This is a genomic window from Sphingomonas sp. CFBP 13728, from assembly GCF_014841895.1.
In the GTDB taxonomy this organism is placed as follows: domain Bacteria; phylum Pseudomonadota; class Alphaproteobacteria; order Sphingomonadales; family Sphingomonadaceae; genus Sphingomonas.
Map to the genome: position 1 here is coordinate 427,899 of NZ_JACYUS010000003.1, position 26,226 is coordinate 454,124.

The 26,226-nt window shown below is 66.1% G+C and carries 18 protein-coding genes; 6 read left to right on the forward strand and 12 right to left on the reverse strand.

Translation table 11 applies throughout. The annotated features are described in order from the left end of the window. Positions 1-167 precede the first annotated feature (167 nt). Together IFT67_RS14910 and IFT67_RS14915 are read right to left on the reverse strand one after the other, a co-directional pair. Entirely contained in the window at positions 168-3,692 is a 3,525-nt protein-coding gene (locus tag IFT67_RS14910; protein WP_192238976.1) for an autotransporter outer membrane beta-barrel domain-containing protein, read from the reverse strand. Between the two features lie 293 nt (positions 3,693-3,985). Continuing rightward, complete coding sequence (locus IFT67_RS14915; protein WP_192238977.1) at positions 3,986-4,135, reverse strand: hypothetical protein; 150 nt, start codon at positions 4,133-4,135, stop codon at positions 3,986-3,988. Between the two features lie 129 nt (positions 4,136-4,264). Between IFT67_RS14915 and IFT67_RS14920 the strand changes: the two genes are divergently transcribed. Next, positions 4,265-4,630 (forward strand): hypothetical protein, encoded by a 366-nt coding sequence (locus IFT67_RS14920; RefSeq protein ID WP_107962787.1) that lies wholly within the window; start codon positions 4,265-4,267, stop codon positions 4,628-4,630. Positions 4,631-4,868: 238 nt separating this feature from the next. Next, entirely contained in the window at positions 4,869-7,553 is a 2,685-nt protein-coding gene (gene acnA, locus IFT67_RS14925) for an aconitate hydratase AcnA (RefSeq protein ID WP_060526615.1), read from the forward strand. A 516-nt stretch (positions 7,554-8,069) separates the two neighbouring features. Here the strand turns inward: acnA and IFT67_RS14930 are convergent. The 9 genes from IFT67_RS14930 to IFT67_RS14970 form a co-directional block, all read right to left on the reverse strand. Next, on the reverse strand, positions 8,070-8,942 hold the full coding sequence (locus tag IFT67_RS14930; RefSeq protein ID WP_192238978.1) for an S-methyl-5'-thioadenosine phosphorylase: 873 nt from the start codon (positions 8,940-8,942) through the stop codon (positions 8,070-8,072). Beyond that, on the reverse strand, positions 8,939-10,336 hold the full coding sequence (locus IFT67_RS14935) for an amino acid permease (protein WP_192238979.1): 1,398 nt from the start codon (positions 10,334-10,336) through the stop codon (positions 8,939-8,941). Before IFT67_RS14935 ends, IFT67_RS14930 begins: the two co-directional genes overlap by 4 nt. 299 nt (positions 10,337-10,635) lie before the next feature. Continuing rightward, on the reverse strand, positions 10,636-10,989 hold the full coding sequence (locus IFT67_RS14940) for a HesB/IscA family protein (RefSeq protein WP_060523833.1): 354 nt from the start codon (positions 10,987-10,989) through the stop codon (positions 10,636-10,638). Positions 10,990-11,101: 112 nt separating this feature from the next. Beyond that, on the reverse strand, positions 11,102-11,563 hold the full coding sequence (locus IFT67_RS14945) for an SUF system Fe-S cluster assembly protein (protein ID WP_192238980.1): 462 nt from the start codon (positions 11,561-11,563) through the stop codon (positions 11,102-11,104). Continuing rightward, positions 11,560-12,774, reverse strand: a complete 1,215-nt coding sequence (locus IFT67_RS14950; RefSeq protein ID WP_192238981.1) for a cysteine desulfurase — start codon at positions 12,772-12,774, stop codon at positions 11,560-11,562. The genes IFT67_RS14945 and IFT67_RS14950 overlap by 4 nt, the downstream gene beginning before the upstream one ends. Continuing rightward, positions 12,771-13,844 (reverse strand): SufD family Fe-S cluster assembly protein, encoded by a 1,074-nt coding sequence (locus tag IFT67_RS14955; protein ID WP_192239161.1) that lies wholly within the window; start codon positions 13,842-13,844, stop codon positions 12,771-12,773. The genes IFT67_RS14950 and IFT67_RS14955 overlap by 4 nt, the downstream gene beginning before the upstream one ends. Before the next feature lie 2 nt (positions 13,845-13,846). After that, positions 13,847-14,590: a Fe-S cluster assembly ATPase SufC gene (gene sufC, locus IFT67_RS14960; protein WP_121903654.1), complete on the reverse strand. Its 744-nt coding sequence runs from the start codon at positions 14,588-14,590 to the stop codon at positions 13,847-13,849. Positions 14,591-14,821: 231 nt separating this feature from the next. Continuing rightward, positions 14,822-16,312: a Fe-S cluster assembly protein SufB gene (sufB, locus tag IFT67_RS14965; RefSeq protein WP_056057660.1), complete on the reverse strand. Its 1,491-nt coding sequence runs from the start codon at positions 16,310-16,312 to the stop codon at positions 14,822-14,824. Continuing rightward, positions 16,312-16,782, reverse strand: coding sequence for an SUF system Fe-S cluster assembly regulator (locus IFT67_RS14970; protein WP_192238982.1), 471 nt, complete (start codon positions 16,780-16,782; stop codon positions 16,312-16,314). The genes sufB and IFT67_RS14970 overlap by 1 nt, the downstream gene beginning before the upstream one ends. 298 nt (positions 16,783-17,080) lie before the next feature. Here IFT67_RS14970 and IFT67_RS14975 point away from each other — a divergent pair, with 298 nt between their 5' ends. From IFT67_RS14975 to IFT67_RS14985, 3 genes are all read left to right on the forward strand, one after another. Beyond that, positions 17,081-18,106, forward strand: coding sequence for a quinone-dependent dihydroorotate dehydrogenase (locus tag IFT67_RS14975; RefSeq protein WP_192238983.1), 1,026 nt, complete (start codon positions 17,081-17,083; stop codon positions 18,104-18,106). 182 nt (positions 18,107-18,288) lie between these two features. Then, a complete protein-coding gene (ggt, locus tag IFT67_RS14980; RefSeq protein WP_244647408.1) occupies positions 18,289-20,022 on the forward strand; it encodes a gamma-glutamyltransferase in 1,734 nt (577 codons plus the stop codon). 163 nt (positions 20,023-20,185) lie between these two features. Next, positions 20,186-21,970 (forward strand): AMP-dependent synthetase/ligase, encoded by a 1,785-nt coding sequence (locus tag IFT67_RS14985; RefSeq protein ID WP_192238984.1) that lies wholly within the window; start codon positions 20,186-20,188, stop codon positions 21,968-21,970. A 156-nt stretch (positions 21,971-22,126) separates the two neighbouring features. Here the strand turns inward: IFT67_RS14985 and IFT67_RS14990 are convergent, their stop codons facing one another. Continuing rightward, complete coding sequence (locus tag IFT67_RS14990; RefSeq protein WP_192238985.1) at positions 22,127-25,048, reverse strand: M16 family metallopeptidase; 2,922 nt, start codon at positions 25,046-25,048, stop codon at positions 22,127-22,129. Positions 25,049-25,195: 147 nt separating this feature from the next. On the opposite strand from IFT67_RS14990, the gene IFT67_RS14995 reads away from it, so the two are divergent. Next, the gene (locus IFT67_RS14995; RefSeq protein WP_244647409.1) at positions 25,196-26,119 is read left to right on the forward strand and encodes an aspartyl/asparaginyl beta-hydroxylase domain-containing protein; all 924 of its coding nucleotides are present in this window, start codon (positions 25,196-25,198) and stop codon (positions 26,117-26,119) included. The last annotated feature ends 107 nt before the right edge of the window (positions 26,120-26,226 follow it).

Consider the following 26,226-nt stretch of genomic DNA (forward strand, 5'->3'; position numbering starts at 1 on the left):
GGCGCTGGATCCTAAATTTCGCCAGGATGACGGACTTAGGGATGGCCGCGCCCTGGAAGCGCTCGGTCCCCCGGACCTCAGGCAGGCTCGGCCGCGAATACGAAAAAGGGCCACCCGCACGAGCGGATGACCCTTTCGCCATTCCAACGAACTGGAACTGCTCCCGATCAGAAGCGGATCTTGATCGAACCCTTGTACGACTGGTTCGACACGTCCTTGCGCTCGACGGTGGTGTCCGCACCGACCGAGATGTCGACGCTGTCACCGACCAGCGTCAGCCCGGCGCTGATCTCGCCCCAGTTCTTGTCCTGCCCGGCCAGCCCGAACAGCGCGTTCGGACCGATCCCGCCGACGAAGTTCGCACCGAACACGCCCGGCGTCGACTGGAAGTCATGGACGTAGTTCGCGGCGGCATAAGGCCGGAACGAACCACTGCCGCCGAGCACCAGCCCGGCACGACCCTGCAGGCTGTCGAAGCTGTCGCGATCGACGAACAAAGCCGGTCCGCCGCCATTCTCGATCGCCTTGCCGAAGCCGATATGGCTCGCGCGCATCGACACGCGCGGGCCGACCTTGAGCATCGACAGGTCGAACGCCTTGCCGAGACCGATCTCGCTGACGACCGTCAACGCATTGTCGGTGCCGCGCAGGCGGTAGTTAGTGCCGACGAAGCCGACGGTGCGATCGGTCTTGGCGACGAACGCGCCTGCGCTGAACTGCGTATCGAGGATGATCCCCGATGCCGTCTCCAGCTTGCCGTACAGCGTGCCCTGGAACAGCTCGCCCTTGGCGCGCTGCGCGATCCCGCCGGTGGTGCCGTCGGTGTTGGTGTACGAGAACGAGAAGCCGATCACGCCACCCTCGCCCGCCTGCTTCTCAAGCCCCACAGCCGCGAAATAACCGTCGAACTTGTCGTGCCCGCCGAACGGATTGGTCCCCGGCATCGACCGGCTCTTGCCGTCGATATAGCCGCCCGCGATGAAGCCGCTCATGTCGTCGGGCAGACGACCCTGCTGCAACACGGTGCCGCTCGAATCGCTCATCGTGTCCTGCCCGCCGGGAAGGTCGCTCGCCATCAGCGAGGCGACCTGGACCGGCTTGCCGATCAGCGCGAGCGTACCGCCGAGCCCGCCACGCGTATCGATCTGCGCGATGTGATCCCGGTAGAAGCGCGACATCGTGTCGATCGACGCGACGCCGAGGCTCGACTTCAGCGTTTCCGCCCGCGGTGCGAGGCCCTCCAGCGTCGAGCGGATCGTCGCCGCGTTCTGCAGGTCGAGCGAACCATAGACGTTGCTCAGCGCCGCATAGTTGGACCGGTTCTGGTCGAGCAGCCCGGCATAGGCCGACTGGACCGGCGTCGCGGCCACGACGTTGCGGTACTGACCCGCGAGGATCCGGACCTGCACCGCGTTGGCACTATAGACATAGCTCGGCGTCAGGATCGCGCTGAGCGGTGTCGCAGCGGCGAAGCTGCCGGTGATGCCACCCTGCGCGGTCACGATCGTGTACAGGTCGTTGTACCGGATCGTCTGACCGGTGGCCGGCGCGAAACCGACGCGACCGCCGAGATTGGCGATGCCGTTGGTCGCCACGCCCGCCGCGTTGAACGTCGTCGCCGCGAAGGCGAGCTTGTCGGACGTACCGTTCGGTCCGAGATCGATCAGCAAGTTGGTACCCGAGGCGAGCACGCCGTTGCCGCCGATCGTCAGCGTGCCGATCGTCCCCGTCGTGCCGGGCGCGATCATCCCGGCGACGCTGGTGAAGAACGGCGTGTTGATCCGGCCCGAGCCGGTCAGCATGCCCGACAGCATGAAGTAATCGCCCGGCGTCGAGATGACGCCGTCGTTCTGGACGACGCCCGTGACCTGATTGATGGTCATCAGGCTCCGCAGCGACCCCGCCGACGTCACCGCCAGCTTCGCCGTGCTGCCCGCAACGGTGAACTTGTCGACCGTCACCGACGAACCGAGTGTGGTCGTGCCCGCCGCCGACAGCGTCACGTCGTAATAGCGCGCGCTACGCTGGATCGTGCGATCCGGATCGATGTTGTTCGGCACGAAATTGGTCGCGCCGGGCAAGCCGTTCGCCAATGTCGGCGACAACACCGCGAGCGCCACCGCATCGCCAGCCGCCTGCGCGACATCGTCCGCGCCCGCCAACAGCGTCGCGCTGCCCTTGCCCGAATGCGCGACGGTTTCGAGGATCAGGCCTTCGGCGGCCGCGCCGGGTGCCGCAACCGTGTTGACGACCGCCGCAACGGCTGGCGTGCCCGTGCCCGTCGTCACCGGAACCCCGTCGACCGACGCGACGCCCGTCTTCACGTCGACGCAATCGCTCTGGAAACAGACCTGGCCGAACTTGTTGCCATCGCCGGCAATGCCCGCGCCGGTCGTGGTCGGCACCCCGTTGACCAGCTTGCCGTCGACGATGATCTGATAGTTGGGATCGAGCGCGGTCACCCAGTGCGCAGCATCGGTCCACTGCCCGTCACCCGCCCTGGTCTGCGCATACCGATACGGATTGTTCGCCGCGATATAGTCGGAGAACAGATACAGCGGCTGATAGAAGCTCTCGGTGCCGTACGCGCCGAACGGCTGCGCGGCGAAGAAGCGGCTGCCACCCGACAGAACGCCGATCACGACCTGCTTGGCAAAGGTACGATCGAGGATCAGCGGACCACCCGAGTCTCCGCCGGCGGTCGTGCCTTCCTTGGGAAGCGCGTTATCCTTGAACAGGTTGAAGTCGAACGGGCTCGCCGCCGCGGTACCACGGCGAGGATCGTCGAAATCGAGCTGGTACAGGTTCTGCGGCAGGCCGCTGGTCGAGCCGAACAGGAATGCGTCGCGGTCGTCGAACGAGCCGAGGATGCCGATCGTGTTCTCGGCGATGCGGCGACGGTAATCGACGCCGTTGGTGTCGCCCGTCAGCGTGCCGCCCTGCCCGTTGCGGCCATAGCCGGTGATCGTCACGTGATAGCCGGTGCCGGTCGTCTCGCTGATCGTCGCAGGCGCGGGCAACGCCGACAACAACAATGCCCAGGTCGGCACGTTGGCGGCGGGCGTGTCGAGCGTCGCGATCGCGACGTCGGCCTGAAGAAAGTTCTGCGCCAGCCCGAGCTTCAGCGAGTCGGCGTTATAGACGACCTGATTGACATTATAGAGGAAGTTGGCGGTGTTGGTCTTGTACTGCTGCGTATTGGCCGCGCCGGTCGCGGTGGTCGGCAGGAACCAGTCGAGCAGCGCCGGACGGTTGTTCTGCGCAAAACCGAACGCGATCGGAATGCCGCCGCCCTGCGCGCCGTAGCCCCAGGGGTTCTGCGCGCCCGTGCCGGCGCTGTTCTCGTTCACGCAATGGGCGGCGAAGATGACGGTGCGCGGATTGATCAGCGTCCCCGTGCACAGGCCGATGCCGCCGCCACCCGTCGAGATCGTCATCTGGCCGACGCCGTTCACGCCGCCGGCGATATCCTGCGCGGTCGTCGGCGTACCGGGTGCCGAGATGACGATGCTGGGCGTATTGACGAGGTCGGCCGGATTCAACGAACTGCCATAGCCGATCGATTCCGCGCCGGTGGGTCGATCCTGCGCCGCAGCGATCGTCGGCAGCGCGGCCGAGGCCAATAGAGCAGTGGACGCGAGCAGGCCCGAACGAACATGGCGAAGCATCGAACGCGTGGAAGCGAATATCATCAATTATGTCCCCCGTGCGTGCCGCCCTCCCCGGGACGTGCACCACAACGGAAGACTATTCAGACCATTTTGGGAACGCAATCAGCGAAGGGTCGACAATGAGGTCGGTGTAACAATCCGTCACGGATGCGCCAAAAATGCAACACTTCCACCAACTTAGGACAGAAAAGGTGCCTCAGCATGGTGACGGACGAACGGCTAGGGAGATGACCAGATCCCGCTAGCCGGAGCGTACCGCGACAAAGAACGTCGGACGCCAAGGTGCACGCGCGGCCTGGATATGGGCGTGCCGGTCAACCGTCCCATGCCAACGGCCGGTCGAGCTCATCGAGGCACTGGGCAAGCAGCGCACCGACAAGGTGATCCCGTCGCTCGTCGGCGATCAGCAGCGCTCGTGCGACCGCATCGCGCAACGCCTCGGCATCTTCTCGCTCAACCGCCATGCGTCCTGATCGGCGCTCCGCCGGGAGGCCGCAATACACCAGGTTATAGCGGCGCCAACTGACTTGGATCAGCCACAAAATTGCCCTTTCCGCTATGGCGTGCCGACTTCGTCGCGCTTAGCATCCGCCATGGCAAACAAAACCGAATCGGCACAAACAACGTCCGCACAAACCGCCGAGAACCTCATCCACGTACGCGCCTTGCGGTCGGAGGTGTTTCCCAGCGAGATCTTCGACGAACATGCCTGGAACATGATGCTGCGCCTGTTCGTCGCGCAGGCGAAGGGCGATACTCTGTCCGAGACGCAACTGATTACGCTGACCGGAACGCCGCCGGGCGTCGGCCAGCGCTGGCTCGCGCACCTCGTCGCCGACGCGCAGGTCGCGCCCTATCCGGAGGGTGGCGCGGTAACGCTGACGCCGTCCGCGCTGGACCGCATGGAAGCGTTCCTGCGCGACGCCAGCGGCATACACCAGACCGACGGACCGGCCTGACTCTAATAGCGCGCCGCCGAAAGCCCGACGCCGCACGCGAGCCGGGCCGGGCCGAGCCGTGGGGGGCGCGAAGATTACCGTGTCGCACAGGCACCCGTGCCCTTCCCCGATGCGCTCCCCCTTGCTAAGGCCCCTCCGGTAACAGCATTTTTCGCTCGGTCCCCGACGCGCCCGCGTGGCCTATACGGCTGCTTTCCCCTCGGCGCCCGGCGGCCCGACGCCCACGGGAAGGACCCCTATGACTGCCATCGGCCAGGACACCCTCAAGACCCGCACCAGCCTCTCCACCGGCGGCAAGTCGTACGACTATTACAGCCTCGCCAAGGCGTCGGAACAGCTCGGCGACATCAGCCGCCTGCCCTTCTCGATGAAGGTGCTGCTCGAGAACCTGCTGCGCTTCGAGGACGGCGTGACCGTCACGCGCGAGGATATCCAGGCGATCGTCGACTGGCAGAAGGAGCGTCGCAGCGACCGCGAGATCCAGTATCGCCCCGCCCGCGTACTTATGCAGGATTTCACCGGTGTTCCCTGCGTGGTCGACCTCGCCGCGATGCGCGACGCGATGACCAAGCTCGGCGGTAACCCCGAAAAGATCAACCCGCAGGTCCCCGTCCATCTCGTCATCGATCACTCGGTGATGGTCGACGAGTTCGGCACCCCGCAGGCATTCCATGACAACGTCGACCTCGAATACGAGCGCAACATCGAACGCTACGAGTTCCTGAAGTGGGGCAGCAAGGCACTCGACAATTTCCAGGTCGTTCCCCCCGGCACCGGCATCTGCCATCAGGTGAACCTTGAATATATCGGCCAGGCCGTCTGGTCGTCGGCGTCGTCGGGTGACCACGGCGACGGCACGATGATCGCGTATCCGGACACGCTGGTCGGCACAGACAGCCACACCACGATGATCAACGGTCTCGGCGTGCTCGGCTGGGGCGTCGGCGGGATCGAGGCCGAAGCCGCGATGCTCGGCCAGCCCGTGTCGATGCTGATTCCCGAAGTCGTCGGCTTCAAGCTGCTCGGCAAGCTGAACGAAGGCATCACCGCCACCGATCTCGTGCTCACTGTCACGCAGATGCTGCGCGCCAAGGGCGTGGTCGGCCGCTTCGTCGAGTTCTTCGGCCCCGGCCTGTCGTCGATGACGCTCGCCGATCGCGCGACGATTGCCAACATGGCGCCTGAGTACGGCGCAACCTGCGGCTTCTTCCCGATCGACGACAAGACGCTCGATTACATGCGCCTAACCGCGCGTTCGGACGAGAATGTCGAGCTGGTCGAGGCGTACGCCAAGGCCAACGGCTTCTGGCGCGACGAGAACGCCGAGGACCCCGTCTTCACCGACACGCTCGAGCTCGACATGGGCACCGTCGTCGCCTCGCTCGCCGGCCCGAAGCGCCCGCAGGACCGCGTCAGCCTCAACAAGGTCGACGAGGTGTTCAACAGCGACCTCCACAAGCTGTACCACAAGGAGCAGCCCGCCCGCGTCGCGGTCGAGGGTCGCGAGCATGACATCGGCGACGGCGACGTCGTGATCGCCGCGATCACCAGCTGCACCAACACGTCGAACCCGTCGGTGCTGGTCGCCGCAGGGCTCGTCGCGCGCAAGGCGAACGCACTCGGCCTCAAGTCGAAGCCGTGGGTGAAGACCTCGCTCGCGCCCGGTTCGCAGGTCGTCACCGACTATCTCGACAAGGCCGGCCTCACTGCGGACCTGAACGCGCTCGGGTTCAACCTCGTCGGCTATGGCTGCACCACCTGCATCGGCAACTCGGGTCCGCTGGCCCCTGCGATCTCGGCCGCGATCAACGAGAACGACCTCGTCGCCGCGTCGGTGCTGTCGGGCAACCGCAACTTCGAAGGCCGCGTGTCGCCCGACGTCCGCGCCAACTTCCTCGCCTCGCCGCCGCTCGTCGTCGCCTATGCGATCAAGGGCACCGTCACGACCGACATGATCGAGACGCCGCTGGGCCAAGGTTCGGACGGGCAAGACGTGTACCTGCGCGATATCTGGCCGACCAACGAGGAAGTCCGCACGACGATGGACGCCAACATCGACGCCGGCATGTTCGGCGCGCGCTATGGCGACGTCTATGCGGGCGACGCCAAGTGGCGCGAGATCGACGTCACCGGCTCGGACACCTACGCATGGCGCGCAGGGTCGACCTATGTCGCCAACCCACCGTACTTCGAGGGCCTCAGCATGACGCCGTCGCCGGTGCAGGACATCATCGACGCCAAGCCGCTCGCGATCCTCGGCGATTCGATCACCACCGATCACATCTCGCCGGCCGGTTCGATCAAGGCCGACAGCCCCGCTGGTCGCTTCCTGCAGGAGCATCAGGTCAGCAAGGCGGACTTCAACAGCTATGGCGCACGCCGCGGCAACCATGACGTGATGATGCGCGGCACCTTCGCCAACATCCGCATCAAGAACGAGATGGTCCCCGGCATCGAGGGCGGCATGTCGAAGTACGACGGCGAAGTCATGGCGATCTACGACGCCGCCATGCGCTTCAAGCAGGACGGCACCCCGCTCGTGATCGTCGCCGGCAAGGAATACGGCACCGGCTCGTCGCGCGACTGGGCCGCGAAGGGCACCAACCTGCTTGGCGTCCGCGCCGTGATCACCGAGAGCTTCGAGCGCATCCATCGCTCGAACCTGGTCGGCATGGGCGTGCTGCCGTTGCAGTTCGCCGAGGGGACCGACCGCAAGACGCTAGGCCTCGACGGCTCGGAGACGTTCACGATCCTAGACGTGGCCAGCATCCGCCCGCGCCAGGACGTCACCGTGAAGATGACCCGCGCCGACGGCACCAGCGAGACGTTCCAGACCAAGTGCCGGATCGATACCGTCAACGAGCTGGAATATTTCCTCAACGGCGGCATCCTCCACTACGTCCTGCGCAAGCTGGCCGCGTAAGACCGCGTCGTCCCGGAGCGATCCGGGACGACTACGCTGCAGCCCAGACAACTACCGTCATCCCAGCGAAAGCTGGGATATTCCCGTGAGGCTCGCGCCGCCCACCACGAGGGATATCCCTGACTTCGCTGGGATGACGTGTATTTGCGGATGATGAAGGACGATCTGCGCGAGCCAACGAAGGCACCCACTCCCGAACGAAAAAGGCGGGGCGATCGCAAGGATCGCCCCGTAGTTCAGGGAGAAGACCGGGACAGGGGAGACCCGGTCAAATCGCCGTCCACAGGGGAGAGGGAGCGGCGACGCACTCCCCTTCGCCCCGATATGTTGCAGGGATATGTCGAACGCGGCGAATGACGAACTTTTCACGGAGCGCCGCCCAACCTCGTTCTCCCGCGAAAGCGGGAGCCCAGGGTTCCAAGCGCCGACGCCAGCGCCCCCTGCCCTCACCCTCGCCGCCTTCGGCGTCTCTCCCTCTCCCCTCGGGAGAGGGAAGGGTGAGGGCAAGGTCAAGCGTCAGCCCCGAGAAAGCGCCCGCCCCGCCACGGCATCCAGCTTCGCCACCAGCGCCGGATCGCGAGCCTCCCGCGCCGTAATGATCGCGCTATCCAGGCACGTATCAATCGGCGAAGCCTCACGCTCCACCGGCAACGCGCGCAGCAACGCCATCACCATCGCCCGAGCCTTGGCCGCATTCGCGCCAAGCTGCGCCACGACCTGCGCCACATCGACGCCCGCCTCGTCTTCACGCCAGCAATCGTAATCCGTCACCATGCCGACCAGCGCGTACGGAAGCTCCGCCTCCCGCGCGAGCTTCGCCTCGGGCATCGCGGTCATCCCGATCACGTCGCAGCCCCATTGGCGGTAGAGCCGACTTTCCGCCCGCGTCGAGAATTGCGGGCCTTCCATCGCGAGATAGGTCCCGCGGTCGTCGACCTGCGCGCCCGCCTCACCCGCGGCGTCGGCGGCATAGCGCGACAGACGCGGACAAACCGGGTCCGCCATCGACACATGCGCGACGAGGCCCGTCCCGAAAAAGCTAGACGGTCGCCCCTTGGTACGATCGATGAACTGGTCGACCACGGTGAAACTGCCAGGCGGCCGCATCTCGACCAGCGACCCGACCGACGACACCGCCAGTACGTCCGTCACGCCAAGCCGCTTCAACGCATCGATATTCGCCCGCGCGTTCAGCTCCGACGGGGAGATCCGGTGCCCCCGCCCATGTCGCGGCAGGAACGCCACCCCGACATGCCCGACCCGCCCGGTATAGATCGCATCGGACGGCTCGCCCCAAGGCGTCTCCACCGCCCGCCACCGCCCATCCTCGATCCCATCAACTGCGTACAGCCCCGACCCGCCGATGATCCCGATCGTCCAACCGCTCATTCGGCCAGCGCCCTCGGCCGTGCGTAGACGAAGTAGATCACCAGTCCGAGCAGGTTCCACAGCCCGAAATACAGCTGCGTCTTCGAAGGCAGGCTGAAGAACAGGTACAGGCAGCCGAGAATACCGATCGTACCGACCAGCGTCGCAGCCGGTGCCCGGAACGTCCGCAAGGCATCGGGCGCACGGCGACGCATCACCAGCATGCAGGCGCAGACCGCGACGAATGCGGCGAGCGTCCCCGCATTGGCGAGCGCGGCGATCTCGGCGAGCGGCAACAGCCCTGCAATGACAGCAACGATCGCCGCAGTGATCCAGGTAATCCGCACCGGCGCGCCGCGCTTCGAGACCTTTGCAAGACTCAACGGCAGCAACCCGTCACGCGCCATCGTGAAGAAGATGCGGCTTTGCCCGAACAGGAACGCGAGCAGCACCGTCGGCAACGCGATGACGGCGGACGCACCAAGGAAGGTCGCAAACCCGGGGCGGCCGATCTCGCGCAGGATCAGCGCGAGCGGCTCTGCGCTGCCGGCGAACTTGGTGTACGACAGCGCGCCGACAGCGGCGACCGCGACGAGGATGTAGATCGCGATGCATGCTACCATCGACCCGACGATGCCGATCGCCAGATCACGGCCGGGGTTCTTGGTCTCCTCAGCCGCGGTCGAGATCGCGTCGAAGCCATAGAAAGCAAAGAAGATGATCGCCGCCGCCGCCATCACGCCCCGCTCCGCCCCGTCGGGCTGCACGGCCTTGGGAAAGCCGTAGGGCATGAACGGGTGCAGGTTTGCGCTGTTGAAATAGTGCAGCGCGATGAACACGAACACGGTCAGCGCGATCATCTTCACGCCGACGAGCACGGCGTTCAACGTCGCGCTCTCTCGCGTCCCGAACGACAGAACGCCCGCCACGACCGCGATGATGAAGATCGCCGGCACGTTGAGGATACCGCCGAGTTCGGGGCTGAGTGTCAGCGCCTCGGGAAAGCCGAACGCGCCGCGCAGCAACGGCGCGGCATAGCCGGACCAGCCGACTGCGACGGTCGACACCACGAGGGAATATTCGAGGATCAGCGACCAGCCGATCACCCAGGCGATCAGCTCGCCAAGCACGACATAGCTGTAGGTGTACGCGCTGCCCGAGGCGGGAATCATCGTCGCCATCTCGGCATAAGCGAGCGCCGCGCAGGCACAGATCCCGCCGGCGATGATGAAGGACAGAATGACCGCAGGCCCGGCGAGCCCTGCTCCTACGCCGATCAGCGTGAGGATGCCCGTGCCGACGATCCCGCCAACGCCCATCGCAACGAGGTGTGGCCACGACAGCGTTCGCGCTAGCTGATGCTCGGGCGGCTGCTCGGTGACGATTTTTCGGCGAAACAGACTGGCCACGGACATCCCCTCTTGTTGCGCGGGGAGTGGCACAGGTCGTGACCGGGGGGCAAGGCCAGCGGCCAATCGCTACCCGAGCGATAATATCCTCCCCGGCGGAGGCCGGGGTCCAGTTGGCAAGGTGACTGTGACGATGCGCAGCGCAATGTCAGCAGCGTCTCCCAACTGGGCCCCGGCCTTCGCCGGGGTGGTAGAAGGGGTGACGAAATCGAACGGCAGTCCGCTCGTCCTTGTTCTCCCACGAAGGCGGGAGCCCAGTCTGGGTCCCCGCCTTCGCGGGGATACATGCTACCTCGTGGTAGAACTCAGACGGTGAAGCTCTCGCCGCAGCCGCACGCGCCCTTGGCGTTGGGGTTCTGGAATACGAAACCAGCGGTAAAGTCGTCCTCGACCCAGTCCATCGTCGAGCCGATCAGATACAGGATCGACCCGCCATCGACGAACAAGGTACCGCCGGGCGTATCGATCCGCTCATCGAAAGGCTTGGCCTCGGTGACGTAATCCACCGAATAGGCCAGCCCCGAACACCCACGCTTAGGCGTCGACAGCTTCACCCCGATCGCATCCTCCGGAGCCCGAGCCATCAGGTCGGCGATCCGCGCGTGCGCCGTCTCCGTGAGGTTCAGCGCCGCCGGCCGTGCTCGCAATGTCGTCGCCATTACCAATTCCTTCTGCTCCCCTCCCGCCTGCGGGAGGGGTTGGGGGAGGGCTTGAACAGCCGCGTTCCGCTCTCCCCTCCCCTAACCCCTCCCGCAAGCGGGAGGGGAATTGTTACAGCATGCCCAGCTCGAGCTTAGCCTCGTCCGACATCTTCTGCGGATCCCAGGGCGGATCCCATACCAGGTTCACTTCGGCAAACCCGACCCCCGGCACCGACCCGACGCGCATCTCGACCTCCGCCGGCATCGACTCCGCGACCGGACAGTTCGGCGTGGTCAGCGTCATCGCCACCACCGCATGCCCGTCCTCGGTCACCTCGACGCCGTAGATCAGCCCCAGGTCATAGATGTTCACCGGAATCTCGGGATCGTAGATCTCCTTCAGCGCATCGATGATCGCATCGTACACCGCGCCGCCGGGCTCGCCGGGCGAATCCACCTGCGGCTTCTGCGCCAGGAAGCCCGCGAGATAGTCACGCTTGCGCTCCGAATCGGAGTCCGTCCCCATGACGACGCGCGCCTTGGGCGGCGACTGGACCGCATCCACTTCTTCGATCTCGAACCGATCGCTCATCCGAATATCCTCGTTACTCGCTCGATACCACGCACCAGCGCCGCGACGTCCGCCGGCCCGTTATACACGCCGAAACTCGCGCGTGCCGTCGCCTCGACGCCCAGCGCCTCCATTAGCGGCTGCGCGCAATGATGGCCGGCACGGATTGCGACGCGCTCCTCGTCCAATATGGTGCCGATGTCGTGCGGATGAACCCCCTCGATCGTAAAGGAGACGATCCCCGCCGAGTCCGCCGGGCCGTACAGCCGCACCGAATTGATCCCCGACAGCGCCTCGCGCGTCGCGGTCACCAGCGCCGTCTCGTGGGCGTGGATCGCGTCGAGCCCGATGCTCTCGACATAGTCGATCGCCGCATGCAGCCCGAGCGCCCCGACGATATGCGGCGTGCCCGCCTCGAACCGTCCCGGCGGCGGCGCGTAAGTGGTCTTCGCGAACGACACCTTGTCGATCATCGATCCGCCACCCTGGTACGGCGGCATCGCGTCGAGCAGTTCCGGCTTGGCCCACAGCACGCCGATCCCGGTCGGCCCGTACAGCTTGTGCCCGGAGAGCACGTAGAAATCGCAGCCGATCGCCTTCACGTCGACCGTGATCCGCGGCACCGACTGGCAGCCGTCGAGCAGGATCTTCGCCCCAACCGAATGCGCGATCTCAGTCGCGCGTTTGGCGTCGAGCACCGAGCCGAGCACGTTCGAGACATGCCCCAGGGCAACCAGCTTGTGCGCCGGCGTGATCATCCGCTCCATCGCGTCGAGATCGATGCGGTGGTCAGGGGTGAGCGGCAACACATCAATCGCGACGCCGAGGCGTTCCGCGATCATCTGCCACGGCACGATGTTCGAGTGATGCTCGAGCATGGAAAGGAGGATGCGGTCACCCGCCTTCAACTGCGTCCCGGCCCAGCACTGCGCAACCAGATTGATCGCCTCGGTCGCACCGCGCACGAACACGATCTCGTCGGCCGAACCCGCACCGACGAACCGCGCCACGGCTTTGCGCGCGGCCTCATAGGCGACCGTCATGTCGGCGGACCGCTGGTACACGCCGCGGTGCACCGTCGCGTAGGTCTCGCCATACGCGCGCGTAATTGCGTCGACCACGACCTGCGGCTTCTGCGCGGTGGCAGCGGTATCGAGATACGCCCAGCCCTCGGGGATCGCCGGAAAATCCGACAACCGGTCCAAGGGTCGAACGTCGGCGATCACGCTCATAATGCCCGCTCCAGCCACGCATCAGCATCAGCCACGAAAGCCTCGCGTACGGTTTCGTCGGCGATCTGCACGAACGCATCGCCAACGAACGCGCGCGTGAGCAGCGCTTGCGCCTTGGCATGCGGGATGCCGCGGCTCTGCATGTAGAACAGCGCGCGCTGATCGAGTTCGCCGACCGTGGCGCCGTGCGCGCACTTCACGTCGTCCGCGAAGATTTCCAGCTCGGGCTTCAGGTTCACCGTCGCGGTGCGCTGCAACAGCAACCCGCGCAACGACTGCACCCCGTCGGTCTTCTGCGCATCGCGCGCCACCTCGACCCGCGCCGCAAGGCTCGCGGTCGACTTGTCCGCCGCGACCGCACGCCAGATCTGCTTGCTCTGCCCGTTCAGTGCCGCATGCCGCACCGACACCGCGCACTCCTGCCGCTGGTCGTTCCGCGTCAGCAACGCGCCGCCATATTCGGCAAACGCATCGTCTCCCGTCACCGTGATCGACCCATCGATCCGCGTCCCGGCATCGCCCGCGCCCAACACAGTGACGATCAGGCTCGCCTCGGCACCGATCTCGACCTCGTCGCGCAACGACACGAAGCCACCGACCTGAAGCAACCGCACCGCCCGCGTAAGCTTCGCACCATTGCCAAGCATCATTCGCGTCGACCGGTTCGACCAGCCAGCCCCGACATACGTCTCGACCACCGAAGCGCTCGCGCCATCAGCCAGCACGATCTCCGCCGGAAGCTGGTTCTCGCCGCCGGTCGCGATGTGGACGATCTGAAGAAGCTCAACGCTGGCGTTCGCCTCGACTTGTATCGACCAACCGCTACCCGTGGTGCGACGACCAAGCGCATGCTCGCCACCATCGATCGCCGTCATCGTGACATGGCGCAGATCGCTTCGACCCTGATCCAGCACACCGTCGACGAACAGCGCCCGCGCACCCGGCAGGTCCATAAACCACGCATCGGCGTCCAGCGCGGCGCCGCGCGGCAGTCCGGCCGCCGCCGCAATCGCCGCCGGATCACCCCAGCGCCACGATTCCTCGCGCGTCGAGGGAAGGTCGAGCAGCATCGTCACGCGGCGATCCCCACATAGCCTTCGCTCTCGAGCTGCTTGGCGAGGTCCTTGCCGCCCGAGCGGACGATCTTGCCGTCCGCCAGCACGTGGACGAAGTCCGGCTCCACGTAATCGAGCAACCGCTGGTAGTGCGTGATCAGCAGCACAGCCTTGTCGGGCGCGCGCATGATGCGGTTGATGCCGTCGCCGACGACGCGCAGCGCATCGATGTCGAGCCCCGAATCGGTCTCGTCGAGAATCGCGAACTTCGGGTTGACGATGCCCATCTGGACCATCTCGTTGCGCTTCTTCTCGCCGCCCGAAAAGCCGACGTTCACCGGCCGCTTGAGCATGTCGTAATCCATGCCGAGCAGATCCGCCTGCCCACGCGCGAGCTTGAGGAACTCGCCGCCCGACAAAGGCTTTTCGTCCCGCGTCGCACGCTGCGCGTTGAGTGCTTCGCGCAGGAACTGTACGTTCGACACACCGGGGATCTCGACCGGATACTGGAAGCCCAGGAACACGCCCGCCGCGGCGCGCTCATGCGCCTCCAGCTCGAGCAGGTCGACGCCGTCGAACGTCACCGAGCCCGCCGTGACCTCGTAACCGGGCCGCCCGCCGAGCACATAGCCCAGCGTCGACTTGCCCGCCCCGTTCGGCCCCATGATCGCGTGCACCTCGCCCGCGTTAACCGCGAGCGACAGGCCCTTGAGGATTTCCTTGCCGTCGATCTCGGCGTGGAGGTTTTCAATTTTCAGCACGTTAAATAGCCCTACCGCGAACAGTTATGTTTTGGATGATGTCATGTCCGCTGCTGTACAAAAAATGGCGAACTGCGATCACTTCGAATTCGACCTTGGTCCCGTGAACGTAGTTACATTCGACGACGTCCCCGGTGCGTGGGAGAACCGCCAAGTTATCCATTTCCATCGACGTAGCTTCGCCATTAATGTCGATCTCAAACCGGATGCTCAAATTTTCGGTTTCCGACATCACCCCACCGACCCCTCAAGGCTGATCCCAAGCAACTTCTGCGCTTCCACCGCGAACTCCATCGGCAGCTGCTGCAGCACCTCCCGCGCAAAGCCATTCACGATCAGCGCCACCGCCGCCTCCTGATCCAGCCCACGCGACATCGCGTAGAACAGCTGGTCCTCGGAGATCTTCGACGTGGTCGCCTCATGCTCGATCTGGGCAGACGGGTTGCGGACCTCGATATACGGCACGGTATGCGCGCCGCACTGGTCGCCGAGCAGCAGGCTGTCGCACTGCGTGAAGTTCCGCACGCCCTCCGCCGTCGGCGCGACGCGCACCAGCCCGCGATACGTGTTGTCCGAACGCCCGGCCGAAATCCCCTTCGACACGATCGTCGATCGCGTGTTCTTGCCGAGGTGGATCATCTTCGTGCCGGTATCGGCCTGCTGGCGATTGTTGGTCACCGCGACCGAATAGAACTCGCCGACCGAGCCATCACCGAGCAGCACGCACGACGGATATTTCCACGTGATCGCGCTGCCGGTCTCGACCTGAGTCCAAGACACCTTCGAGTTCTTGCCCTGGCACAGCGCACGCTTGGTGACGAAGTTGTAGATCCCGCCGACGCCGTTCTCGTCGCCCGGATACCAGTTCTGCACGGTCGAATACTTGATCTCGGCATCGTCGAGCACGACCAGTTCGACCACGGCGGCGTGCAGCTGGTTCTCGTCGCGCATCGGCGCGGTGCAGCCTTCGAGATACGAGACGTACGACCCCTTGTCCGCCACGATCAGCGTGCGTTCGAACTGCCCGGTATTCTCGGCGTTGATGCGGAAGTACGTCGACAGCTCCATCGGGCAGCGCACGCCCTCCGGGATGTAGACGAAGGTGCCGTCGGAGAAGACCGCCGAGTTCAGCGTCGCGAAGTAATTGTCGCGCTGCGGCACGACCTTGCCGAGCCACTTCCGGACGAGATCGGGATATTCCTTGATCGCCTCGGAGATCGAGCGGAAGATCACGCCCGCGGCCTCCAGCTCCTTGCGGAACGTGGTCGCGACCGAGACGCTGTCGAACACCGCATCGACGGCAACGCGACGCTTGGGCGTGCCGTCCTCGTTCAGCGGATCCTCGACCACACCCGCCAGCATCTTCTGCTCGCCGATCGGAATGCCGAGCTTCTCGTAGACGCGCAGAATCTCCGGATCGACCTCGTCGAGCGACCCGAGCTTCGGCTTCGCCTTGGGCTCCGCGTAATAATAAGCGTCCTGGTAATCGATCGGCGGCACGTTGAGCTTCGACCAGTCGGGCGCCTCCATCGTCTGCCACAACGCGAACGCCTTCAGCCGCCAGTCGAGCATCCACTGCGGCTCGCCCTTCTTGGCGGAAATGAAGCGCACCGTGTCTTCCGACAGCCCCTTGGGCGCGAATTCCTGTTCGATGTCCGAGGAGAAGCCCCACTCGTACGTCTTGTTCGCGGCGGCATATGCCTCTGCGTTCCGGGTAGCCATTATACACTCACTCTCGTTTCCCCGCGAAGGCGGGGATCCAGGGTTACGGGCGATTCGATTGGGGCCTGAGCCGACAGACTGGCGAGCGACACGCCGGCGAGCGCACCGCGGACCGCACCGTTGACGGCGTTCCAGTGCGGCTTCACCTTGCACGTCTGCTCGACGCAGCAATCCTGCGACGCGCCATCGACGCACGACGTCAACGCGATCGGTCCCTCGACCGCCTCGATGATGTCGGCGAGCGAGATCATCGCCGGCGGTCGCGACAGGCGAAAGCCGCCGCCTGTGCCGCGCGTGCTCTCGATCAACCCGGCCGCGGACAGCCGGCTCACCAGCTTCTGCACGGTCGGCAAAGGGACGCCGGTCTCCTCCGCAAGCAGCGTCGCGTTCAGCCGCGCGATACCGCCGCAATGACGCGCCGCGGCGCTCATCATCACGACCGCATAGTCGGCTAGGCTGGAAAGACGCATGGTGGCTTTGGAGTCCAATCGGACCGATATGATCCGATTGGTCAAATGGGCTTTGTGCAGTGCATCGTCAACCCGCGGAGCCGTGCTAACGACTCGCAACTGGAGGCCGTTTTTCTTGCCGCTCATGCCCCGATCCGGCCCGCTCCCTTACAACCCGTCACCCCAGCGAAAGCTGGGGTCTCTCGGTTTGGGTCGGGCGCCTCGAACGGGGAGACCCCAGCTTTCGCTGGGGTGACGGGGAACGTGGGGTGACGGAAGAAGGATTTGGCCGGCGGGATCGTTCTGCCTAAGAGCGCGCATGGCCTTCTACCACCCGATCCTCTTCCGTCTCGACGCCGAGCGCGCACATACCCTCACCATCGCCGCGCTCGGCGCATGGGGCAAAGCCGGCACGCCGCTCGCCCCCAGCGTACCACGGCTCGCGACGACCGTGGCGGGGATCGCCTTCCCCAACCCGATCGGCCTCGCGGCGGGCGTCGACAAGGACGGCCGTGCTATCGACGGCTTCTTCGGCCTCGGCTTCGGCAGCATCGAGATCGGCACGCTCACGCCGCTCGCGCAGCCCGGCAACCCCAAACCCCGCATCTTCCGCCTTCCCGAGGACCGTGCGGTGATCAACCGTTTGGGCTTCAACAACGGCGGCCTCAATGGCGCGCTTCCCCGGGCACAGAGCGCAAAGCGGAACGGCGTTCTCGGCATCAACGTCGGCGCGAACAAGGACGCGACCGACCGCACCGCCGACTACGTCCACGGCGTTACCAGAGCCGCGCGGCACGCCGATTACATCACCATCAACATCAGCTCGCCCAACACCCCCGGCCTCCGCGACCTCCAGCACGGTGCAGCGCTCCGCGACCTCCTCGCCGCCTGCACCGCCGCCAAGGGCACGACGCCGATCTTCCTCAAGGTCGCCCCCGACCTCGAACCCGCCGACATAGACGACATCGCCCGCGCGGCGATCGACAACCGGATCGACGCGCTGATCGTCAACAACACGACGATCTCCCGCCCCGGCCTGCGCTCGGCCAACGCCAAGGAAACGGGTGGCCTCTCCGGTGCACCGCTCGTCCCACTAGCCCGCCAACGCCTGTCGGACTTTCGCAAGGCCACGGGCGCGGCGATCCCGCTGATCTCGGTCGGCGGCGTAGGCAGCGGCACCGAAGCCTATGCCCGCCTCCGCGCCGGCGCGAGCCTCGTCCAGCTCTACACCGCGCTGGTCTACGAAGGCCCCGGCCTCCCCGCCCGCATCCTGCGCGAACTCGATGCGCTGCTGACCCTCGACGGCTTCGCGACAGTCGCCGACGCGGTGGGCACGGACACCTAACGATCCTCCCCCGCCAGGGGGAGGTGGCTGGCGCTTGCCAGTCGGAGGGGGCGGAAAGGGATAAGCTCTGTTCCGTGTCCTCCCCCTCCGTCGCCTTCGGCGCCACCTCCCCCTGGCGGGGGAGGATCGCAAGGTTGCGAGACGGGTTGCCTCATATCCGAACCGCGCTAGGCTCCGCCGCGATGAAGACCTCACTCCTAGCGCTCGCCCTCCTCGTCCCCGCTGCCACCGAGGCCCGTCAGCCGGCCACGGCAAAAAACCAAGGCATGGTCAGCGCCGCAGACCCCCGCGCCGCCGCCGCCGGCGTCGAGATCCTCCGCGCTGGCGGCAGCGCAACCGATGCAGCGATCGCGACGATGCTCGCCCTCAACGTCGTCGAACCACAAAGCTCGGGCATCGGCGGCGGCAGCTTCTGGATTTCCCACGCGGCCGGCGGCGCGCTCAGCACGATCGACGCGCGCGAAACCGCGCCCGCCGCAGCGGATGCGCGCTGGTTCTACGCCCCCGACGGCACGCCGCTGAGCCACAGCGACGCAGTCCCCGGCGGTCGCAGCGTCGGCATTCCCGGCGCGCTACGCGGCATGGCGCTCGCACACCGCGCCTCGGGCAAGCTGCCCTGGGCGCAACTGTTCGCCCCCGCGATCCGCCTCGCGACCAACGGCTTCAAGGCCTCCCCCCGCCTCGTCAACGGCATGACGGCGTATGGCGACCACATCACGCCCGAGACGCGAAAGCTCTTCTCCGCCCCCGACGGCTCGCCGATCGCGATCGGCGCGGTCATCAAGAACCCGCAGCAGGCGGCCCTCCTCAAGCGCGTCGCCACCCAGGGCCCCGACAGCTTCTACGTCGGTCCCGAGGCGCAGAAGATCGTCACCGCGGTCAACACCGCCGCACGGAATCCGTCGAAGATGACGCTCGGCGACCTCGCCAGCTACGACGCCAAGTCGCGCCCGCCGGTCTGCGTCAAATACCGCGTTTATCGCGTGTGTGGGATGGGCCCGCCCTCGTCCGGCGGCATTACCGTGCTGATGATCCTGAAGCAGCTCGAACGCTTCGACATGGGAAAACTCGGCAAGGATAGCGCGCAAGCCTGGCACCTGTTCGCCGAATCCTCGCGCCTCGCCTATGCCGACCGCGACCTCTACGTCGGCGATCCCGATTTCGTCCGCGTGCCGGTCAAGGGCATGCTCGACCCCGCCTATCTCGCGAAGCGCTCAGCGTTGATCTCGCCCGCGACGACTATTGCCAGCGTTGCGCCCGGCTCGCCTCCCGGCGCACCCGCACGCACCCGCGCACCGGTCAGCGAGGTCCCCGGCACCACCGACATCGCGACGGTCGACGCCCGCGGCAACGTCGTCGAGGTCACCACTACCGTAGAAGGCTATTTCGGCTCCGGCATCACCGTCGACGGTACGGTCCTCAACAACCAGCTCACCGACTTCGACATCGTCCCCGTCAAGGACGGCGCGCTCGTCGCCAACCGCGTCGAGGGCGGCAAGCGTCCGCGCAGCTCGATGAGCCCGACGATCGTCTACGGCCCCGACGGGAAGGTGCGCCTCGCGGTCGGCGCAGCGGGCGGCTCGACGATCATCGCGCAGGTGGCCAAGGCGATCATCGGCGTGGTCGACTGGAAACTGTCGGCACAGGACTCGATCGCACTCGGACTGCTCTACGCCCCCGGCCACGTCGCTGCTGCTGAAAAGGGCACCGAGCGCGAAGCGATGGTGCCCGCGTTGCAGGCGCTAGGCGAGACCGTCCAGGTCGCAGCGCTAGGCCTGAAAGCCAACGCGATCGAACGCGTAGGCGGCAAATGGGTCGGTGCGGCGGACCCACGCAGCGAAGGCGTCGCGATGAGCCAGGACGGCTCGGTTACCAAGATCCAGCGCGTCGGCGCCCTCCAGCGCGCCCCCGAGTAAACCGCCCGCCCCTTCCTTGTTCTCCCGCGAAGGCGGGAGCCCAGTCTGGGGCCCCGCCTTCGCGGGGAAACAAGCTTGGAGCGTGACACGCCAAAGGGCTATACTACCCCAAAGATCGAGCACCCCCGCCAAGGCAAGCTCGCAGAGCAGTTCAGGAGAGACAATGGCCCGCCAGCTCGAACGCTTCCCGAACCTCGTCACGATGTTCTTCACGCGCGCCGCCGAGAAAGGCGACGCCCCGTTCCTCTGGACGAAGACGAGCGGCACGTGGGTCGCCACCAGTTGGGCCGAGGCGTCACGCCAGGTCGCCAGCCTTGCCACCGCGCTAACCGCGATAGGCCTGAAACGCGGCGACCGCGTCATGCTGGTCGCCGAGAACCGCCCCGAATGGTGCCTCAGCGACCTCGCGATCATGGCCGCGGGCTGCATTACCGTGCCGACCTACGTCACCAACACCGAGCGCGATCATCTCCACATCATCGAGAACGCCGGCGCCTGCGCTATCATCGTCTCGACCGCCAAGCTCGCGAAAACCCTCCTCCCCGCCGTCATCCGCTCGAACCAGGCGCAGACCGTGATCGGGTTCGAGGACATGAAGGTCCCCGCCGGGATCGACTTCCACAACTGGCACGCGCTGATCGCCGCGCACCAGACCGCTCCCGAAACCGCCGCCGCCCGCGCCGATTTCACCCGCGAAGACCTCGCCTGCATCATCTACACTAGCGGAACCGGCGGCGCGCCGCGCGGCGTGATGCAGCACCACGGCGCGATCCTCCACAATTGCGCCGGGTGTGCGTCGGTCATCTCGGAGGATTTCGGCTGGGACGACGAAGTCTTCCTCTCGTTCCTGCCGCTCAGCCATGCCTACGAACACACCGGCGGCCAGCATTTCCCGATCTCATTGGGCGGCCAGATCTACTACGCGGAAGGCCTCGAAAAGCTCGCCGCGAACATCGAGGAGACGCGCCCGACGATCATGTTCGTCGTCCCCCGCCTGTTCGAAGTCCTTCGCACGCGCATCTCGAAGACGATCGAGAAACAAGGCGGCGCCTCGGCCTACCTCCTGCGCCAGGCGCTCGACATCGGCAGCAAGCGCTATGCCGGCCGCCTACGCCTGATCGACCGCCCCATGCAGGCCGCCGTCGCCACCCTCTTCAAGCCGAAGATCTCGAAGAAATTCGGCGGCCGCTTGAAGGCGATGATCTCCGGCGGCGCACCGCTCAATCCCGAAGTCGGCCTCTTCTTCGAGGCGCTCGGCCTCACCTTCCTGCAAGGCTATGGCCAGACCGAAGCCGCCCCCGTCATCTCGTGCAACCGCCCCAAGGCCGGTGTGCGGATGGACTCGGTCGGCCCCGCGCTCAACGACACCGAAGTCCGCATCGCCGAGGATGGCGAGATCCTGGTGCGCGGCGAACTCGTCATGCACGGCTATTGGCGCAACGATGCCGAGACCGCGAAAGTGCTCAAGGACGGCTGGCTCCACACCGGCGACATCGGCGAGATCGACGACCGCGGCCGCATCCGCATCACCGACCGCAAGAAGGACCTCATCATCAACGACAAGGGCGAGAACGTCGCCCCGCAAAAAGTCGAGGGCATGCTCACGCTCCAGCCCGAGATCGCGCAGGCGATGATCGCCGGCGACAAGCGGCCGTACATGGTGGCACTGATCGTGCCCGATCCGGAATGGACGCAAGAATGGTGCGCGGGCAATGGCGACGCCTGCAGCTTCGCGCGGTTAGCGGAGAACAGCGAGTTCCGGACGGCGATCGGGCATGCGGTCGAGCGGGTGAACAAGGACCTGACGGTGACAGAGCGGGTGCGGCGGTTCCTGCTCGCGGATGGCCCGTTCACGATCGAGAACGAGCAGCTGACGCCCAGCCTGAAGATCCGCCGCCACGTCCTTAAGCAGGCTTACGGCGAACGTCTGGACGCGCTCTACAAATAACCCTCTCCCCCACGGGGAGAGGGAGGGGCCCGCGCGCTCTTGCGCGTGGGAGGGTGAGGGGCGTGAGGCTCGGAACGCCTCCGCCAACGCCCCTCACCCTTCCGTCGCCAAGCGGCTCCTCCCTCCCTCTCCCCGGCGGGGAGAGGGACTAGGCGATCACTTCTTCGCAGGCGTCGCAGCCGGCACCACCGCCATGGTCCAGTCCTTCTCCGGCCGCAGATACTTCGCCGCCGTCGCCTGCAACTCCACCGGCGTCGTCGCCACCAAATCGCTCGCGATCCGCTGCGTCGCCGCAATCCGCCGCGGATCGAACGTCGCGCCGCCGAGCTGCTGCAACCAGAACTGGTTCCCGGTCGAGGCGCGCAGGATATACTGCCCCATCGGCTTCTTGATCCGGTCCAGCTCGTCCGCCGCGATCGGCGTCGACACCAGTTCCGCCGCGATCTGCCGCGCGATCTGGAAGAAGAACGACACCTTGTCCGGCGCGACCTGCCCGATCGCGACCATCCGCCCGCCGGTATTCATGCCAACCGGCCACTGGCTCGACACGTTCGGGCTGTAGCTCGCGCCCGCCGCCTGCCGGAGCCGCTCGAACAGCCGATCGCTGAACACCTGCGCCAGCACGTCGAGACGCCGCGCCTCGACGATGTTGTCGATCCCGCCACCCGTCGGCCACGCGATCACCGCCGCTGCCTGGTTCTCAGGCCCGGTATGCGCACGCATCACCGGCGTCGCGTTGTGCGCGGGGAAGCCGACCGGCGCGCCGACCGTCGACACCGCCGTCCGCGGCTTCATCGCCCCGAACGACTTCGCCACCGCCGCGATCGCATCCTCGGTCTTCACGTCGCCGAAGATCGAGACTTCGATCGGCCCGGTCTTCAGGATCGGTTCCCAGAACGCGCGGAAGTCCTTCGCATTCAGCGCCTCGACGGTCGGCTTCGACGGCGTCCCCCAACGCGGATCGCCTGCCCGCAGTAGACCTTCGAGATCGCGCGACAACACACCGTCCGGCGACGAATCATACCCGGCAAACCCAGCCAACGCTGCCACCCGAGCACGCGCCACCGGCGCCGGATCCCAGGCCGGGAACGCGAGTTTCGCCGCCATCAGCCGCAACTGATCCGAATAATCCGCCGGCGAGGTGATCGCGCTCAGCGTGAACGCATCGTCGTCGATCCCGAAGTCGAGCCCGATCCGACGCCCCGCCGTCAGCTGGTCGAGATCGCCCTGGTCGAGCTTGCCGATACCCCCCGCGACCAGCGCGAGATCGCCCGCCCAGGCCGGCGTCGGCCGGTTCGACGGGATCGCGGTATAGCCGCCGCCGAAGCGCACGCGCACATACACGCGCCCGGTCTCGCCCGCGTTCGGGAACAGCAGCACGCGCGTGCCGTTGGCGAAGTTCACCTGCTCCATGTCGAACGCAGCGATCTTCTCGCGGCTCGCGACGACGCCCGGCTTGCCGAGCGACGGCAGCTTCGAGAAATCGACCGCGGCCTGCGCGCGGCGCTTGCCAGCAAGACCCGAAACGTCCGCCTTCAACGCGGTCGCAAGCTTCGCCGCAGCCCCCGCATCAGGCGTCTGCGTATTCACGAGAGCGCGCGTCGTGCCCTCGAAGATCGCCTTGCTCGACGCGAGTAGCGTGGCGGGCGTGAACATGCCCTTCGCCTTGGCGTCCTGCAAAATCTTGTACGACGTCTCGGGCCCCGCCACCGTCTCGCGGATGTCGAGCGCGCCGACCATGTCGTCCGCCTGCTTCGACCCCGCCTCGACCTTTGCCGTTTCGACGCTGGTCCGCATGATCGTGTCGAAATCGGCGTATTCGCGGTCGACTTCGGCCTGGCTTGGGGCGTTGGTTTGCGCATCGGCGATCACCGCGCGGACGTCCTTCAACGCCGCTTCCCAATCGGTGCCGATCGGCACGATATTGACGCTGGTCAGGTTCGCCGAGCGCGAGACGTCGTCGATCGACACGCCCGCCTGCAGGAAACTCCCGCCAGCCCGAGCGCGCGTTTCCAGACGACGACTGATTAGCCGGGTGGCCAACACGTCGACCAGCCGCTTCTGGTTCATGATCGCGGTGTCGTCCTTATACTCCCAGGGCCGCACCACGCCGAGCGTCACCACCGCCGGGATCGCCGGCTCGGCGATCGTCGCGGAAACCGGCGCCTTCGGATCGGGCTTGCCGAAATCGGGCGCAGGCACGACCGGGCCAACGCCCTTCCAGTCCGCGAAATTCTTGACGATCAGTCGCCCGAACAGCGCCGGATCCATGTCGCCCGAGATGATGACGACGGTGTTCTCCGGTCGATACCAGCGATCGTGGAACGCCTTCACCGTAGCGCCGGTCGCCGCCTCCAGCGTCTTGATGTTGCCGATCGGCGAGCGATCCGCCAGCGGCTGGCCGGCGAAGAAGGTCGCGCGGATCGCATCGCCGAACCGCACCTGCGGCCCCGGCTGCTCGCGCTGTTCGGCCAGCACGACCGGACGCTCGGCGGTGACGGAGGCATCGGTGATGACCGGTTTCTCCATCATCCCCGACATGATCTTCAGGCTCTCGTCGAGGCCGGATTCAGTCGCGGACGGCAAGTCGAGCTTGAAGGTGGTCGAAGTCGGCGTCGTCTGCGCGTTGGTATCAGACCCAAAGGTCGCCCCGAACCGCTGCCACACGCGCTTGGCCTCACCGTCCGGCACGTATTCCGAGCCGCGGAACGACAGATGCTCGATGAAATGCGCGAAGCCCCGCTCGCTGTCGGTCTCGTTCAGCGAGCCCGCGTCGATCCGCACGCGCACCGACACCTGGCCCGGTGGCACGCCGTTCTTGCGCACCGCAAAGCGCATGCCGTTGGGCAACGTGCCGAATTTCCACTCCGGATCGCGCGTGAGATCGCTGCCCTTGTAGAGCCATGCGGTCGTATCGATCCCCGGCAGTTCGGGAAGCGTCGGCGCTTCCTTGGCGCCCTCCTTGATGGGGGTGGATACGGCCTGCTGCGTCGCCATCTGGCCGCTCGCCGGAATGGCGAGGCCGAGGATGACGGGGATGAGGACGGGAGCGCGGTACAAGCGCGAAAAGGACACCATGGTTCACCTGTAGCGGTCGCGGGCGTCGCTCGCCAGTGCCCTGCCTCCGCACCGGGCGCGCGGTGCCATCATTTCGTCCAACACTGCCGGTATATCGTGTCCGAACAAGGGGATCGGCGCCACCGCGCGCCTGGATGCAGGGTAGAGATGACGGTCGAAGCCGAACTGGGGCACGAACTGGGCCACGAACTGGGCCACGAACTGGGCCACGAACTGGGCCACGAACTGGGGCAGTGTTCATTGTGGCGGGATTCGGGCGAACCGGTGGTACGCCGCGGCGCCCGCGTGCCCGATCTGAACGTCATATCCGGCGCACCCAGACCGGGCGCGCCGATGGTGGCCGAAGCCAACCGCCCGCTGATCATCCGCGTCGGCAAGCATCTGCGTGGCGTGTTCGACCGCATGATCGCGTCGTCCTCGCTGGTCGCCAACGATCCGGTACTCGACGTCCGCGACTTCGCCTGGACCGCAGGTCTGCGCGAGAACTGGGCCGCGATCCGCGACGAGGCGGTCCGCGTCGCTCTGCAAGGCGAGGCATCGCCCAGCCTCGCGACGATCTCGCCCGATCATCGCTCGATCGCCGAAGTCGACAAATGGCGCTCGTTCTTCCTCTACGGCTATGGCTATCCGATCGAGGAAAGCCTCGCGCGCTGCCCCAATACCGCCGCCGCAGTGGCGCGCATCCCCGGCCTCAACAGCGCATTCTTCTCGATCCTCGCGCCCGGCACGCACATCCCCGAGCATCGCGGCGTGACCAAGGGCCTCATCACCTGCCACCTCGGCCTGATCGTGCCCCGCGACGGCGACGTCCGCATGCGCGTCCACGACCGCACCGTCCGCTGGGCAGAAGGCGAGACGCTCGTGTTCGACGATACCTACCAGCACGAGGTGTGGAACGACACATGCGGTACGCGGGTCGTGTTGTTGATCCAGTTCGAACGTCCGTTGCGCAATCCGGGCAAGTGGATCGCCGACCTGTTCCTGGGCGTCGTTCGCCGTTCCGCGTTCGTCCAGGACGCGGTCCGCAACATCGGCAGCTGGAACGCGGCAGTAAAACAGCTCGACGTTTGAAATATCCGTCACCCCAGCAAAAGCTGGGGTATCCCTGTTGGGATGCGACCGGCTCGAACCGGGATACCCCAGCTTTCGCTGGGGTGACGGACCTGTAGGTTGGACTA

What these genes read in the sequence shown, in the direction of transcription:
- IFT67_RS14910 (WP_192238976.1), bottom strand. Translation starts at nt 3,692, where the DNA reads ATGATATTCGCTTCCACGCGTTCGATGCTTCGCCATGTTCGTTCGGGC.
- IFT67_RS14915 (WP_192238977.1), bottom strand. Translation starts at nt 4,135, where the DNA reads ATGGCGGTTGAGCGAGAAGATGCCGAGGCGTTGCGCGATGCGGTCGCA.
- IFT67_RS14920 (WP_107962787.1), top strand. Translation starts at nt 4,265, where the DNA reads ATGGCAAACAAAACCGAATCGGCACAAACAACGTCCGCACAAACCGCC.
- acnA (WP_060526615.1), top strand. Translation starts at nt 4,869, where the DNA reads ATGACTGCCATCGGCCAGGACACCCTCAAGACCCGCACCAGCCTCTCC.
- IFT67_RS14930 (WP_192238978.1), bottom strand. Translation starts at nt 8,942, where the DNA reads ATGAGCGGTTGGACGATCGGGATCATCGGCGGGTCGGGGCTGTACGCA.
- IFT67_RS14935 (WP_192238979.1), bottom strand. Translation starts at nt 10,336, where the DNA reads ATGTCCGTGGCCAGTCTGTTTCGCCGAAAAATCGTCACCGAGCAGCCG.
- IFT67_RS14940 (WP_060523833.1), bottom strand. Translation starts at nt 10,989, where the DNA reads ATGGCGACGACATTGCGAGCACGGCCGGCGGCGCTGAACCTCACGGAG.
- IFT67_RS14945 (WP_192238980.1), bottom strand. Translation starts at nt 11,563, where the DNA reads ATGAGCGATCGGTTCGAGATCGAAGAAGTGGATGCGGTCCAGTCGCCG.
- IFT67_RS14950 (WP_192238981.1), bottom strand. Translation starts at nt 12,774, where the DNA reads ATGAGCGTGATCGCCGACGTTCGACCCTTGGACCGGTTGTCGGATTTT.
- IFT67_RS14955 (WP_192239161.1), bottom strand. Translation starts at nt 13,844, where the DNA reads ATGCTGCTCGACCTTCCCTCGACGCGCGAGGAATCGTGGCGCTGGGGT.
- sufB (WP_056057660.1), bottom strand. Translation starts at nt 16,312, where the DNA reads ATGGCTACCCGGAACGCAGAGGCATATGCCGCCGCGAACAAGACGTAC.
- IFT67_RS14970 (WP_192238982.1), bottom strand. Translation starts at nt 16,782, where the DNA reads ATGCGTCTTTCCAGCCTAGCCGACTATGCGGTCGTGATGATGAGCGCC.
- IFT67_RS14975 (WP_192238983.1), top strand. Translation starts at nt 17,081, where the DNA reads ATGGCCTTCTACCACCCGATCCTCTTCCGTCTCGACGCCGAGCGCGCA.
- ggt (WP_244647408.1), top strand. Translation starts at nt 18,289, where the DNA reads ATGAAGACCTCACTCCTAGCGCTCGCCCTCCTCGTCCCCGCTGCCACC.
- IFT67_RS14985 (WP_192238984.1), top strand. Translation starts at nt 20,186, where the DNA reads ATGGCCCGCCAGCTCGAACGCTTCCCGAACCTCGTCACGATGTTCTTC.
- IFT67_RS14990 (WP_192238985.1), bottom strand. Translation starts at nt 25,048, where the DNA reads ATGGTGTCCTTTTCGCGCTTGTACCGCGCTCCCGTCCTCATCCCCGTC.
- IFT67_RS14995 (WP_244647409.1), top strand. Translation starts at nt 25,196, where the DNA reads ATGACGGTCGAAGCCGAACTGGGGCACGAACTGGGCCACGAACTGGGC.